Raw genomic sequence first — 14,348 nt, 5'->3', positions numbered from 1 at the left:
GTGCGCAAAATTCTGGTCTGTGGTGCGGCGTTCGCCGCGACGTGTGTCTCCGCCGTAGCCGTTCCGGGCGGAGCCCAGGCGACGACGCCGGCGCCGACACCGCCGACGTCGTCGCCCGTCCCGTCCGCGCCGCCCACCGGGGAGCCCGGGACGACCACACCCTCCGACGCGCCCCCGGCCGGCGGCCCCGGGTCGCAGTCGCCCTCCACGTCCTCCACGTCGCATCCCCGCGAGGGGGAGGCGGCACCGGACGGCGAGCCCGACGGCACCGTCACGGCGCAGGCGGTCATGGTCACCCCCGAGCTGCCGAAGTTCCGCACGTACGCCTACGGCAAGGGCCCGAGCCAGCGGGTCGACGCCTACTGGCGCGAGGCCGGGCCCAGGGCCACGCCGCGTCCGGCCGTGCTGATCCTGCACGGCGGCTACTGGCTGTCGGGCGACAAGGGCGGCGGCTGGAAGTACTTCGCGCGCCGGCTCACCGAAGAGGGCTTCGTCGTCATGTCGGCGAACTACCGGCTGGCCCCCAAGGCGCAGTGGCCGGCGCAGCGCGTCGACTCGCTGGCCGCCCTCACCTTCATCAAGCAGCACGCCCGGACGTGGAATGTCGACCCGCGGCGCATCGCCGTGATCGGCTCCTCGGCCGGGGGGCACCTCGCGACGCAGCTCGGCACGTTCGGGACGGGCACCGCGCAGGTCCGCGGCGTGATCGCGATGTCGCCGCCGATCAGCCCGTACCTGGCCTACCAGACGGGCGGGAAGCCGGCCGCCACACCCAGTCAGCAGAAGCTGCGGCAGGCCGTGGTGGACCTCGTCCAGTGCGTCCCCGGCGCCGCTTCCAAGGACTGCTGGGACCGGCTGGAGGACGCCGACACCTCCACCCACGTCTCCGCGGGGGACGCGCCGATGCTCCTCATGCACGGCAGCGACGACTTCATTCCGACCGCGCAGAGCGCCGGGCTGGCGGGCGGGCTGCGGGCCGCGGGCGTCCCGGTGACGGTCAAGACCATCGAGGGCGGCGGGCACGCCGCGCATCTGCTGGAGGACGGGAACACCTACCCGACGATCCTGAGCTGGCTCAAGAACCGCCTGAAGGCCGGCCCCCCCGAATAGCCGGCGGCGCCGGCGGCCGGGCCGGCGCCCGGCCCTTCCGACCGCCGGCCGTTCCGGCCCGTTGACCGTTCCGGACCGTCAGCCGTTCCAGACCATCAGCCGTTCCAGACCATCAGCAGCAGGATCACGAGCCAGATCAGCGCGACGACGCCGGAGATGGCGGCCAGCCTCCCGCGCTCCACCTGGGCGATGTCGCCGTCCGCCGCGGCGGGCCGCTTCTTCTCGGCCCCGCCGCCGTCTTCGCGGTCCTTGCCGTCCTTGTCCACCGCCGCGGCGGGCTTGACCGGGACGGCCGCCTCCTCGGCCGCGGCGACCTCCAGCAGATGCGCCGCCTTGCGCTGGTCGCGCTCGACGATCAGCAGCAGCACCAGCGCGACGATGAACAGCGTCATCGACGCCGACAGCCACACCTCCGCCAGGTCGCCCTGGGCCAGCAGCAGCCCGAACAGGAAGATCCCCAGGGTGGCGACGCCGTAGATCTGCGTGACCCGGTGGAGGTAGCGCACCACGACCACGTTGCGCTTGCGGATGTAGCGCGGGGTGGACATGGTCGCGGCGGTCAGCGGCCCCAGCGTGAAGATCGCGAATCCGATGTGGAAGAACAGCAGCAGGTGGTCGGAAGTCGACATGACGCCGACCCTAGCCCCTCCCGTTCTACCGGCGGGCGCGGCGCACCCGGAGGTAGTCGCTCACGACGTACTCGCCGAGCCGGTCGGCGTCGGGCGCGAACACACGGCCGCCGTTGCGCCGCGCGACCTCCTCCACGAACGAGACGAGGCGCCGGTCCTCGGCGAGCATGAAGAAGTTCATGCAGGCGCCCCGCCGGGTCATCTTGTCGACCTCGGCGAGCGTGAGGACGAGCGTGTCGGTGGACGGCGGGTAGTCGAACAGCGAGCGGCCGTCCGGACGCAGGTGCGCGGTCGGCTCGCCGTCGGTGACGACGAGGACGATCGGCTCGAAGTCGGGATGCCGGTCCAGGTGCCGTCCGGCGATCATCAGGGCGTGGTGCAGGTTGGTGCCCTGCACCATGTCCCAGTCCAGGCCCGCCATCTCCGTCGGGTGCAGGACCCGCGCGTAGTTGGAGAACCCGATGATCTGGATCGCGTCCTGCGGGAACTTGCTGGTCACGAGCGTGTGCAGGGCGAGGGTGGTCTGTTTGGCGACCGCCCATGTGCCGCGCAGCACCATCGAGTAGGACAGGTCGACGAGCAGGCAGACGGCCGCGCCGGTGCGCCGCTCGGTCTCGTGCACCTCGAAGTCGTCCACGCCGAGTCTCACGCCACCGGGTTTCACACCACGGGGTTTCACGCCACGGGGTTTCAGACCATCGGGTTTCACGCCATCGGGACTCCGTGATCCAGTGCCGTTGATCTCGATGACGTCGGCGGTGCCCGGCTCCACGACCTTCGAGGTCACGACACCCGCGGCGCCGCCGTCCATGGCGCTGCGGCGGATGGCGTTGCTCACCGTCCGGACCACGTCGAGGGGCTGCTCGTCGCCGAACCGCCACTCCCGGCTCGCCCCGGTCAGCTCGCCCGCCTGGCCGGCGTCCCGCTGGTCGTGGTCGCCCTGCCGCCCGGACGTGAGCTGCGCGAACACACGGCGCAGCGCCGTCTCACCGAGCCGCCGCACCGCCTTCGGGGTCAGCTCCAGCTTGCCGCGGTTGCGCCGCAGGTAGCCCTGCCGCTCCAGCTCCGCCTCGATGCGGCGCAGCGCGGCCAGGTCGTCGACGGCCTGCCGGCCGAGCGCCCGCCGGACGGCGTCCTCGTCGATGTCGTCGAGCCGCGCCCCCGGATACTCCTGCCCGAGCGCCGCCTCCAGCTCGCTGAGGTCGGCCAGCTCCGCCAGCGCGGTCGTGGCGTCGCCCATGCCGAGCGGGTCCTCGCCGGTCATCTGCTCGGACTGGCCCCAGCCGAGGTCGGGACGGCGGGTCCGCAGCGCGTCGCCGAGCCGGGTCATCTCCATGGCGAGGCCCGCGTCCTGCATGGCCTGCTCCATCAGGCCGCCCAGCTCGGCGCGCTGCTCCGGGCTGAGCGAGGCGAGCAGGCGGTCCATCGCGGCGGCGCGGCGGGCGAGGGAGTCGACCAGCTCCTCCAGGTTCTGCGGGTTGTCGGGGAACATGTCCCCGTACTCGCCCATGAAGCGGTCGAAGTCGTCCTGGGTGTGCTCGCCGCGGGCGTCGCGCTCCAGCATCTGGTTCAGCGCGCCCATCATGTTCTTGACCCGTTCCATGGCGGCCGGGTCCTGGTTCTCCAGGGCCTGCTTCATGCCCTGGAACTGCGCGTCCAGCACCTCGCGCCGCAGCAGGTCCTTCAGCCGCTCGAACGTCTGCCGGGCGGCGTCGGAGCGCCAGTCGTAGTCCGACAGGCGGCGGATCGCCTGGGACGTGTCGGACGGCAGGGTGTCCAGTTCCGCCTCGCGCAGCCGCGCCTCGTCGCTCGGATCGGGGAACAGTTCGGCCCGCTCCTGCCCGATCGCGGTGTCCAGCAGCGCGCGGGCCTGCTCCAGCGTCCCGTCGAGCCGGCCCCGGTCGCGCAGGGCGCGGCGCCGCTCCCGCACCTGGCGGAGCATGTCGTCGAGGCCCCGCCCGCTGTTCGGCAGGCGGCCCTGCGCGCCCGGCAGGCCGCGCCGCAGCAGGTCCCGCAGCGCCTCGTCCGGGCGGGTGCCGTCCAGCACCGAGTCGCCCATCGCGTCGAGGGCGGAACGGACGTCGTAGGGCGGGGCGAGCGGGTCGGGCCCGTCCTCGTAGGCGCCGTAGCGGTATCGGCTCATCGAATCTCCTTGCGCGTGGAGAATTCAGGTCCGGACATCAGGTCCGGTAGGTGGCCGTCCCGTCGGAGCGTCCCTCGGCGGCGTCCTTGGACAGCCGCCTGGTGAGGAACAGCCCCTCCAGGGCGAACTCCAGCGCGGCCGCGGCCTGCCCGGGGGACTCCCCGCTCATGCCGAGCCGCTCCATGATCTTGGCGAGGCCGGGAACCCGGCCGATGCGGCGCAGCAGTTCCGTCGCCGCCACCAGCTCGCCCGACTCGACGCTCTCGCCGGAGTCGAACTTGTCCAGCAGCCCGTTCAGGTCGGCGGGACCCAGCGTCCGCCGGTAGGTCTCGGCGATGGCGCGGCGCAGCAGATGCTCCAGCACCTCCTGCTCGCGGCCCTCCTCGCTGACCTCGAACTCCACCTTGCCCATCAGCGACGGGACGACGGCGGGCAGGTCGCAGACCCGCGCGACGGCGTGCTCCTCGCCGGTCAGCGCCGCGCGCCGCACCGCGCCCGCCGCGACGGTCTCGGCGCCGGCGAGTGCGAACCGCGCCGACACCCCGGACCGGGCGTCCACCGCCGTCGACTCCCGGACGAGGCGGGTGAAACGTCCGATGATCTCGACCAGATGGTCGGGCACCTCGGCGGGCAGGCCGGACAGGTCGGCGAAGTCGGACTCCTGGCGGATCAGCGCCAGCTCGGCGTCCAGCTCCAGGGGGTAGTGCGTGCGGATCTCGGCGCCGAAGCGGTCCTTCAGCGGGGTGATGATGCGGCCCCGGTTGGTGTAGTCCTCCGGGTTGGCGGACGCGACGAGCAGCACGTCCAGCGGCAGCCGCAGCGCGTACCCGCGGATCTGCACGTCGCGTTCCTCAAGGACGTTCAGCAGCGCCACCTGGATCCGTTCGGCCAGGTCGGGCAGCTCGTTGATGGAGAAGATGCCGCGGTTGGTGCGCGGGACGAGCCCGAAGTGGACGGTTTCCGGGTCGCCGAGCGTGCGGCCCTCCGCCACCTTGATCGGGTCGACGTCGCCGATGAGGTCGCCGACGCTGGTGTCGGGTGTGGCGAGCTTCTCCCCGTACCGGTCGCCGCGGTGCCGCCACTCGACCGGCAGGTCGTCGCCCGTCTCGGCGGCCAGCCGGCGGCAGCGCACGCACACCGGTTCGTACGGGTGGTCGTTGATCTCGCAGCCGGCCACGACGGGGGTCCACTCGTCCAGCAGCCCGGCCAGGGTGCGGATCAGCCGCGTCTTGCCCTGACCGCGCTCGCCCAGCAGCACCAGGTCGTGCCCGGCGAGCAGGGCGCGTTCGAGATGCGGCAGGACGGTGTCGTCGAACCCGAGGATCCCGGGGAAGCGCGGCTCCCCGGATCGCAGCCGGACGAGCAGGTTGTGGCGGATCTCGGCCTTCACCGAGCGCTGGACGTGACCACTGGTGCGCAGCTCGCCCAGTGTGGTCTCGCTGGGTGGGGATTCACGCGGTGTGGATGAACGCACGCGATCGACATTACGTCGCCGGTACGCGGAATCGCACCCCGCCGGAGCATTCGCCGGAGGATTGGATCGCCGCAGCGATCGCCGCAGCGATCGCCGGTGGATCGCCGCAGGAATCGCCGGAGGATTCGTCCGGGCGTGTCCCGGCCTGCGTGGATCGGGCGTTGTTTGGGTGGAGGGCGCGCGGCGGGGGAGACTGGGGGTGTGATGCACCCGGCGATATCCAGTGAGGGAGGCGGCGCCGATGGCGCGTTTCGGTGATGGCCTGGCCCTCGGACCCGACCTGTGTGAGGCGGCCGTCTCGGCGGTCGAGCAGGCGCTCGCTCCGCTCAGCGCGGCACCCGACCTGGTCTGCGTCTTCATGACGGGCGACGACCCGGAGGCGTTCGAGGCGGCGGCGCTGGCCGCGGCGCATGCGGCCGGGCCCGCGGTACTGCTGGGCTGCACCGCGTCCGGGGTCATCGGCGCCGGGCGCGGCGTGGAGGACGCCGGCGCGGTCAGCGCGTGGGCGGCGGTGCTGCCCGGCGCGCGGCTCGACCCTTTCCGGCTGGAGACGCTGAAGGCCGACGACCGCCTGATCGTGGTCGGCATGCCCGAGGCGCAGGCCGACGACGTGGTCGGCGTGCTGCTGACCGACCCGTACAGCTTCCCGGTGGACGCGTTCGTCGAGCGCTCCGACGACGCGCTGCCCGGCCTCCCCCTGGTCGGCGGCCTCGCGGAGGGCCGCGAGCGCGGCGACGCGCGGCTGTTCGTCGGCGGCGAGGTCTACCAGGACGGCGCGGTCGGCATCGTGATCGGCGGGTCCGTGGCCGCCGCGACGGTGGTCAGCCAGGGTGCCCGGCCGATCGGCCCCGACATGGTGGTGACCAGGGCCGACGAGAACGTCCTGTACGAGCTGGCGGGCGTCCCCGCACTGGAGAAGCTGGAGCAGATCGTCCTCGAACTGCCGGAGGACGAGCAGGAACTGGCCGGGCGCGGGCTCCTGATCGGCGTCGCCATGGACGAGTACGCCGACGAGCACGAGCACGGCGACTTCCTCGTCCGCGGAGTGGTGGGCGCCGACACCGACAGCGGCGCCATCGCGATCGGCGACGTGGTGGACGTGGGCCGCACCGTCCGGTTCCAGGTCCGCGACGCCGGCGCCGCCGACGAGGACCTCGCCGCGCTGCTCGACCGGTTCGACATGGCGCCGGTCGAGGGCGCGCTGCTGTTCTCCTGCAACGGGCGAGGCCAGGCGATGTTCCCCGACTCCGACCATGACGCCCGCGTCCTCGACCGCGCGTTCGGCCCCGCCGGGGTCGGCGGCTTCTTCGGCGCGGGCGAGATCGGACCCGTCGCCGGGCGCAACCACGTCCACGGCTTCACCGCGTCCATCCTCGCGTTCGGAAGGGCGGGGGATCCCATTTGAGCGGGCCGGAAGCCCCGAGCGAGTCGGATGCCCTGAGCGGGCCGGACACCGTTTCGGCGGACGCCGCGCCTGTGCTGGCCGTGGACGTCGGCGGGACGAAGCTGGCCGCCGCGCTCGTCGAACCCGGCGGGCGCATCGCCGCCTACGACCGCGTCGCCACGCCGAGCGGCCCCGGGCTGGACGCCGACGGGCTGTGGAGGACGCTGGAGGCGCTGCTCGCCAAGCTTGTCGCCGACGCGGGGGATCCGCCGCTCGCGGGCGTCGGCGCGGGCTGCGGGGGGCCGATGACCTGGCCCGCCGCCGAGGTGTCCCCGCTCAACATCCCGGCGTGGCGGAACGGTTTCCCGCTGCGGGCCAGGCTCCGCGACCGCTATCCGGGCCTGCCCGTCCGCATCCACAACGACGCGATCTGCGTCGCCGTCGGTGAGCATTGGCGCGGTGCGGGACGCGGCCGCGACAACGTCCTCGGCATGGTGGTGTCAACGGGTGTCGGCGGCGGGCTCGTCCTCGGCGGCAGGCTCATCAACGGCGGTACCGGCAACGCCGGGCACATCGGGCATGTCATCGTCGACCCCGACGGGCCGCCCTGCGCGTGCGGAGGCCGCGGCTGCCTTGAGGCGATCGCGCGCGGGCCCGGGCTGGTCGCCTGGGCGCAGGAGCAGGGCTGGCGGCAGGGGAACCGGGACGTGACCGGCGTCGAACTGGCCGCCGACGCCCGCCGGGCGCACCCGGTCGCCGTCGCCGCCATGCGACGAGCGGGGCACGCCATCGGCGTCGCGATCGCGTCCGCCACGCACCTGTGCGACCTGGATGTCGCGGCGATCGGCGGCGGCCTGTCCCAGGCGGGGGCGCTGTTGTTCGACCCCCTGGAGGACGCCTTCCGCATGCACGCCCGGATGGAGTTCGCGCGCCGTGTCCGGATCGTCCCCGCGGCGCTCGGCCAGACCGCCGGGCTCGTCGGCGCCGCCGCCCTGGTCTTCGCACAAGATCGCTATTGGAGTGCGGGCTGAGCGCGGGGGGTGCGAGGATCCAAGAATGAGCGAAGCGAACCGGGGGGTGTGGGGGGTCGTCCCCCCACAGGAGGCAGGTATGACCGAACGCGGAGTGAGTGCCGTCAGCGTCGACGACGTCCGCGCCGCCCGGGAACTGCTCCGCGACGTGGTCGTTCCCACGCCGATGATCCCCTCCCGGGTGCTGTCGGAGCACATCGGCGGGCCCGTCCTGCTGAAGTGCGAGAACCTGCAGCGCACCGGCTCGTTCAAGATCCGCGGTGCCTATGTGCGGATCGCCGGGCTGAGCGAGGCCGAACGCGCGGGCGGCGTCGTCGCGGCCAGCGCCGGCAACCATGCGCAGGGCGTCGCGCTCGCCGCGTCCATGCTCGGCTGCAAGGCGACGGTGTTCATGCCGGTCGGCGCGCCGCTCCCCAAGATCGCCGCGACCCGCGGCTACGGGGCCGAGGTCGTCTTCCCGGGACCGACCGTCGACGACTGCCTCATCGCCGCGCAGGAGTACGCCGACGAGTGCGGCGCGGTGTTCATCCACCCGTTCGACCATCCGGACGTCGTCGCCGGGCAGGCCACGATCGGCCTGGAGATCATGGAGCAGTGCCCGGACGTCCGGACGATCGTGACGCCGGTCGGCGGCGGCGGCCTGATGGCCGGCATCGCCGCGGCCGTCAAGGGCGTGGCGGCGGAGACCGGCGGGCGCGAGATCAAGACGCTCGGCGCGCAGGCCAAGCGCGCAGCCGCGTTCCCGCCTTCGCTCGCCGCCGGGAAGCCCGTGCAGGTCGAGATCGAGCCGACGATGGCGGACGGGATCGCCGTCGGCCGCCCGGGCGACCTGACCTACGACATGTTCACCGACCTGGTCGACGCGGTCGTCACCGTGACCGAGGAGTCCATCTCCCAGGCGCTGCTGCTGTGCCTCGAACGCGCCAAGCAGGTCGTCGAACCCGCCGGTGCCGCCGGGGTGGCGGCGGTCCTGGAGCACTCGTACGCGGTCGAGCCGCCCGTGGTGGTGCTGCTCTCCGGCGGCAACATCGACCCGCTGCTGCTGTCGAAGGTGCTGCGGCACGGCCTCGCGGGCGCTGGACGCTACCTCGTCGTCCGCTGCCGGCTGAAGGACCGCCCCGGCGCCCTCGTGACGCTGCTCAGCGAACTCGCCGAACTGGGCGTGAACGTCCTGGACGTGATGCACGAGCGGGTCGCGGCCCGCCTGCACGTCGAGGAGGCCGAGGTCCTCATGCACCTGGAGACGCGCGGCACCGGCCATTCGGAGGACGTGATAGGCCGCCTACGCGAAAAGGGCTACACCCTCACGCTGAGCTGAACCTCCGGACGTCTGCGGCGTGTCGCCCTCATGAAACGCTCCACAAGGGCGACACGCCGCAGGCCGACGTCAAAGGGCGGGCTTGCCCTCGGAGTAGAGCCACGCATCGGCCCAGCCGTCCAACTTCTTGTGGGACAGCCGCTCGGCGAAGCGGACGAGGTCCTCAGTCGAGGCGTTGCCGTAGCGGTATTCGGCCGGCCACGCCTTGAGCAGCCGGTAGAACGTCTCGTCACCGATGATCGTGCGCAGGACGTGGACGGCCATCGCGCCGCGGTCGTAGACGAGACCGTCGAAGATGTGGTCGCGGCCGGGGTCGGAGACGATGCCCTTCCACAGGTCGTCACCCGCCGGGGTGGCGTAGACGGCGTCGAAGCTGTCCTGGACGGGTGTGCCGTCGACCTTCTCGGCGTACAGCCATTCGGAGTACGTCGCGAAGCCTTCGTTCATCCAGATGTCGGCCCACCGCTCGGGCGACACCGAGTCCCCGAACCACTGGTGGCCCAGCTCGTGCGCGAGGAGCGCCTCGCTCGGGATCCGGCCCAGCCGGCTGCCGAGGTCGTACACCGGGCGGCCCTGGGTCTCCAGCGCGTACCGGAACCCGCCGTTGACCACGATCCCGCCCGTCGAGGTGAACGGGTAGCGGCCGTACAGCGACGACTGGAAGTCGGTGACCTCGGCGGTCTGCCGGTGGAACTTCTCCGCGTCCTCCGGCTTGATCGCCATGGCGTGGTCGGTGGCGGTCAGGTTCGGCACACCGCCGTCCGTCCGCCCGGTGAGGACGTCGTACTTGCCGATCGCGAGCATCGACAGCTCGCTGGCCATCGGGTGCCGCACGACCCAGCGCGTGGTCGTCCAGCCGTCCCGGGTCCACGTGCCGCGCAGGTCGCCGTTGGACAGCGTGGTGGTGCCCTTGGGCGCCGAAAGCGTGAACGTGTACGTCGCCTTGTCGGTCGGGTGGTCGTTCACGGGGAAGACCGTGGCGGCGCCGAACGGCTGGTTGACCATCACCGCGCCGTCGGGCGTCGGCACCCAGCCGGACGTGCCCAGCGTCGCGTCGTTGATCGTCTGCGGGACGCCGGAGTAGGCGACGGTCACGGTGAAGTGCCGGTGCTTCCGCAGCCCCTTGGGCGGGGTGATGACCAGCTCCTGCGCACCCGTCCGCTCGTAGGACGCGCGGTGCCCGTCCACCTTCAGCGACGAGATGGTGAGCGGGCCGAGGAAGTCCAGGTTGAACCGGGACAGGTTCTGCGTCGCCCGCGCCTTGATCTTGGTGACGGCCCGGATTCCCTTCGTGTCCGGGTCGTACTTCAGCCCGATGTCGTAGTGGGCGACGTCGTAGCCGCCGTTGCCCATGTCGGGGAAGTAGGCGTCGCCCGCTCCCGGCGCGCCGGGCGTGAACCGCGCGGTGGCGCCGGCGGGCGCCGCCGACACGGCGAGGGCCGCGGTGACGGTCAGCGCCACGGCGGCGAGGGCTCTGGGGGTTCTGCTCATCGGCCTCGTCCTCGGTGCTCCTCGGTGACGGCCGCCGGTAAGTTGCGACGGCCGTGATCAAGACTTTCCTGTGATCTGGGCCGGTTCAAGCGCGATCCGGTCTCAAATCCGTGGATACGGGGTGGAATCTGTGGCCGGATCCGGCACCCGGCCGCCCGATGGTGACGCGGGCACGGCCGGAGGGCACGCCGACCCGCCGGGCGGTCCCCGGCTTTTGCCCGCCTTGGCCGGGGCCTGGTCGAAGCCTGGCCGGCTACTTCGAAGGACGGCCCTTCTCGTACAGCCAGTCGTCGAAGAACGAGTCGAGCTTCTTGCCGGAGACCTTGTTCGCCGTCGCGATGAACTGCTTCGTCGTCCCGCTGGAGTGCCGGCGCTCCTTCGTCCACGTCTTGAGGATGTCGTAGAAGGTGTCCTCGCCGACCTTGTCGCGCAGCGCGACCAGCGTCATCCCGCCGCGGTCGTACACCGAGCGGCCGAACATCTGCTTGCGGCCCGGGTCACCGGGCGGGTTGTCCCACAGTTCCCTCGCGGCGCCGCTCTCGTAGCGCTGGTCGAACTGCGCCTGGACGGTCTGGCCGCCCGTCTTCTCCTCCCACAGCCATTCGGCGTAAGTCGCGAAGCCCTCGTTCAGCCAGATGTCCTTCCACTCGGTGACGCTGACGCTGTCGCCGAACCACTGGTGCGCGAGTTCGTGCGCCACGATCGTCGGCTGGAGGCCGAACGACCCGTACACCGGCCGGGTCTGCGTCTCCAGCGCGAAGCCGACCTCCGCGTTGTCGATCAGCCCGCCCGAGGAGGTGAACGGGTACGGGCCGAACAGCGTCGCGAACTCCTCGGTGATCTTGGAGTTCAGGTTGTGGAAGGTGCCCAGGTCCACCGCGAAGACGGAGGGGTCGACGGCGGTGATGACCTGGACGTCGCTCGGCGTCCGGCTCGTCCGCACCTCGAACCGGCCGACGGTGACCGTCGCCAGGTAGGTGGCCATCGGCGCCTTGACGTGCCACTTCGACGTCGTCTGCGCGCGATGCCCGATCGGCTCGACTCCCGGCAGTCCCGTGCTCGGCGGGCCGCCCGGGCCCGTGCTGGGCGGCACGCCCGGCCGGCCGGGCGTCCCGCCGCCGGAACCGGTGGGCGGCGTCTCCGGCTCGCCGTTGGCGATCGCCGTCAACCCGGCCGGCACCGTGATCTCGAAGTCGAACGTGGCCTTGTCGCTCGGATGGTCGTTGCTCGGGAACCAGGTGTGCGCGCCGCTCGGCTGGCACGCCACGAACACGCCGTCGGAGGTGCGGATCCAGCCGTATGTGCCGAGCACCGGGTCCGACACCGGCTCCGGCGTCCCCGCGTACTCGACCACGGTGGTGAACTTCGCGCCCTTCTTCAGCGGCTGCGCCGGGGTGACCTCCAGCTCGCTGCCGCCGCGCTGCTGCCGCGCCGGCTTGCCGTCCACCTTGATCGCCGAGACCTCGAGGCCGGTCAGATCGAGGTTGAAACGGGCGAGCCGCTCGGTCGCCTTCGCGGTGATGGTCGCGGTGCCGTCCAACTGCTGCGCGCCGTCCGGGTCGATGTTCAGCTTCAACCCGTAGTGCTGGACGTCATAGCCGCCGTTGCCGTCGCCGGGGACATAGTCGTCACCCGCGGTGGTGGGCCCCACCGGGCCGGACGCGGCCGACCCCGAGCCCGGACCCGACGGCTCCGGGTCGTCGAACGGGGACAGCTGACAACTCGCGGTCAGCGACCCCGCGACGGCGAGAGCGGCCAGGCCCGCGGCACCACGGAACGCCGTCCGCGAGCCGTGGCGGCGGGGGCTGGGGGACTTTCCGGCCATATGCACGCCGCCAAGCCTGCCCGGCAGGGGGTGCGCAGAGCAACTCCAATGGGCCCCGGTCAGCGATGGGCGTAGGGATCGGGGACGTGCGGGCCCGCCTTCACGACGACGGTCCGCGCCACCTTGCAGTGCAGTGCCTGCTTCCGCGGGTCCCACAGGATCCACAGGATGTTGATCAGCCCGATGCAGCCGCAGATGCCGCCGAGCACGCTGTAGAACGCGGAACGCCCCGCGGCCTGGCCGGTGGTGATCGCCTGCCCGTCGTCCTGCCGGACGACCCGGATCCCCAGCAGCTTCTTGCCGAGCGTCTGCCCCCACTTGGCGTGCGTCAGCCAGTAGTAGAGGAAGCCCAGCACCACACCGATCGCGTTGCTCGACAGCTGGGCGCCGTTGTACATCGACTCACCCGTTTCCGGGTTGAAGACGCGGTTCCAGTCGACGAACGGAAGCGACAGCAGGCCGGTGACGATTCCGACGAGGATGAGGTCCACGAGGGCGGCGCCCAGCCGTGCCCAGCGGCTCGCGAGCCCCTGCGACGGATCGGCGTAGCCGCCCATCCCGCCGCCGCCGTAACCGGGCGCCGCACCGTATCCGCTCTGGTCGCCCTGTCCGGGGTACTTCGGCAGCTCCTGCCCGTACCCCGGCTGCTGCCCATACGGCTGCTGCTGCCCGTAGGGCTGCTCTTGTCCGTAGGGCGGCTGCCCGTAAGGCTGTTGCCCGTATCCCGGCTGCCGCTGTCCGTATCCCGGCTGCTGCCCGTACGGCTCCTCCCGTCCGGGGGGCTGCTGACCGCCGGGGGGCCGGCCGCCGTACGGCCCTGGCTGCTCGGGCTGCGGCCGGTGCCCGTGCGGCCGGTCTTCCGGCTCTCCCCCGGACGCGGGGTCGTTCGGCGGTTGCGTCATGCCGGAAGGGTGGCCGCAGCGTTGCCGTCCAAACCTCGCCGCGTCCGGGGGGCCTGCAGTGTTTACCCGCGGATGATCAAAGCTTGCCGGGATCGGCGGGCGCCTCGGGCCGGGCGTACGGGTTCGGCATCCACGGCTGCGCCTTCACCACCAGCGTCCCGGCCACCTTGTCGTGCAGGGCCTGGCGCCGGTCGTCCCACAGGATCCAGGCGTTGTCGAGCATGCCGACCATGCCGAGGAGGGCCCCGGCCGGCACCAGGAAGTTGACCAGAGCCGTCGAGATCGTGATGGCGTAGACGAACGCCTGCCTGCCGATCGCCTGGCCCCAGCTCACCGCGGACTGGTCGGCGGCGCTCACCACCCGGATGCCGAGGGCCTTCTTGCCAAGCGTCTGGCCCCACTTGGCGTGCATGACGGTGAAGTACACGAAGCCCAGCAGGAACACGACCGCGTACCCGGCCAGCAGTCGCGGAATGTTGTAGAGGTCCATCGGGTTGATGATCGGCTCACCGGACGTCATGGACTCCTGCATCTTGTCCCAGCGGATGGAGAGCAGGACCGCCGGCGTGGCGACGAAGCTGAGGATGAGGGAGTCGAGGACTCCGGCGCCGAGCCGCGCCCAGCGGCCCGCCAGCATGTCCTGCGGGCCGCCCGCTCCCGGATGCGTATAGCCGGGATAGGGCAATCCGGGAGGTCCGTATCCGGGCTGTGCGGGCGGTCCGTAGCCGGGCTGTGGCTGTCCGGGCGGGGCGTAACCGGCCCCGGGCGCGGGAGCGGGAGGAGCCTGGCCGGGCTGGGCGCCGTAAGTGCCCTGGTACGGCGGCGGACGTTCGGGGGAGGCGTCCGAGACGTCTTCGGCATTCGAAACTGCGGGGGCGTCCGGGGCGTCGGGGGCGGGGGTGTCGGCGGCCTGCGGGTCCGGGGCCTGCCAGTCGCCGCCCGCGGGCTGGGGGTTCTGCGGCGGTTCGCTCATGAGCCACAGTGTGCCGGTTACCGGGGGCGCACGGTCACCCCATGCTCAGGCCCGGGCCCTGGACGCGA

General features: G+C 72.1%; 11 protein-coding genes. 4 read left to right on the top strand and 7 right to left on the bottom strand.

The features are described 5' to 3' along the window. Complete coding sequence (locus ACGFIS_RS05135; RefSeq protein ID WP_392969645.1) at positions 1 to 1,110, top strand: alpha/beta hydrolase; 1,110 nt, start codon at positions 1 to 3, stop codon at positions 1,108 to 1,110. Between the two features lie 95 nt (positions 1,111 to 1,205). Here ACGFIS_RS05135 and ACGFIS_RS05130 read toward each other — a convergent pair whose 3' ends face one another. From ACGFIS_RS05130 to ACGFIS_RS05120, 3 genes are read right to left on the bottom strand one after another with little or no spacing between them, the layout of a single operon-like run. Then, on the bottom strand, positions 1,206 to 1,739 hold the full coding sequence (locus ACGFIS_RS05130; protein WP_392900267.1) for a hypothetical protein: 534 nt from the start codon (positions 1,737 to 1,739) through the stop codon (positions 1,206 to 1,208). Positions 1,740 to 1,764: 25 nt separating this feature from the next. Then, positions 1,765 to 3,882: a VWA domain-containing protein gene (locus tag ACGFIS_RS05125; RefSeq protein ID WP_392900270.1), complete on the bottom strand. Its 2,118-nt coding sequence runs from the start codon at positions 3,880 to 3,882 to the stop codon at positions 1,765 to 1,767. Between the two features lie 37 nt (positions 3,883 to 3,919). Further along, on the bottom strand, positions 3,920 to 5,356 hold the full coding sequence (locus tag ACGFIS_RS05120; RefSeq protein WP_392900273.1) for a sigma 54-interacting transcriptional regulator: 1,437 nt from the start codon (positions 5,354 to 5,356) through the stop codon (positions 3,920 to 3,922). A 241-nt stretch (positions 5,357 to 5,597) separates the two neighbouring features. Between ACGFIS_RS05120 and ACGFIS_RS05115 the strand changes: the two genes are divergently transcribed. The 3 genes from ACGFIS_RS05115 to ilvA all read left to right on the top strand — a co-directional run bounded on the left by ACGFIS_RS05115 (position 5,598) and on the right by ilvA (position 9,089). Next, positions 5,598 to 6,761 carry an FIST N-terminal domain-containing protein gene (locus tag ACGFIS_RS05115; RefSeq protein WP_392900275.1) on the top strand — a complete coding sequence of 388 codons (1,164 nt, stop codon included), beginning with the start codon at positions 5,598 to 5,600 and terminating at the stop codon, positions 6,759 to 6,761. Further along, a complete protein-coding gene (locus ACGFIS_RS05110; protein WP_392969642.1) occupies positions 6,758 to 7,771 on the top strand; it encodes an ROK family protein in 1,014 nt (337 codons plus the stop codon). Before ACGFIS_RS05115 ends, ACGFIS_RS05110 begins: the two co-directional genes overlap by 4 nt. A 79-nt stretch (positions 7,772 to 7,850) precedes the next feature. Next, entirely contained in the window at positions 7,851 to 9,089 is a 1,239-nt protein-coding gene (ilvA, locus tag ACGFIS_RS05105) for a threonine ammonia-lyase (protein ID WP_392900280.1), read from the top strand. A 69-nt stretch (positions 9,090 to 9,158) separates the two neighbouring features. Here the strand turns inward: ilvA and ACGFIS_RS05100 are convergent, their stop codons facing one another. From ACGFIS_RS05100 to ACGFIS_RS05085, 4 genes are all read right to left on the bottom strand, one after another. Further along, a complete protein-coding gene (locus ACGFIS_RS05100) occupies positions 9,159 to 10,580 on the bottom strand; it encodes a M1 family metallopeptidase (RefSeq protein WP_392900282.1) in 1,422 nt (473 codons plus the stop codon). A gap of 253 nt (positions 10,581 to 10,833) precedes the next feature. Next, positions 10,834 to 12,405 (bottom strand): M1 family metallopeptidase, encoded by a 1,572-nt coding sequence (locus tag ACGFIS_RS05095; RefSeq protein WP_392901429.1) that lies wholly within the window; start codon positions 12,403 to 12,405, stop codon positions 10,834 to 10,836. 59 nt (positions 12,406 to 12,464) lie between these two features. After that, positions 12,465 to 13,307: an RDD family protein gene (locus tag ACGFIS_RS05090; RefSeq protein ID WP_392969639.1), complete on the bottom strand. Its 843-nt coding sequence runs from the start codon at positions 13,305 to 13,307 to the stop codon at positions 12,465 to 12,467. A 76-nt stretch (positions 13,308 to 13,383) separates the two neighbouring features. Continuing rightward, a complete protein-coding gene (locus ACGFIS_RS05085) occupies positions 13,384 to 14,280 on the bottom strand; it encodes an RDD family protein (protein WP_392900287.1) in 897 nt (298 codons plus the stop codon). Positions 14,281 to 14,348 lie beyond the last annotated feature (68 nt).

The organism is Spirillospora sp. NPDC048824 (assembly GCF_043198455.1).
Lineage (GTDB): Bacteria > Actinomycetota > Actinomycetes > Streptosporangiales > Streptosporangiaceae > Spirillospora.
The sequence above is the reverse complement of the archived record's forward strand: the minus strand, read 5'-3'. Positions and strand labels throughout refer to the sequence as shown.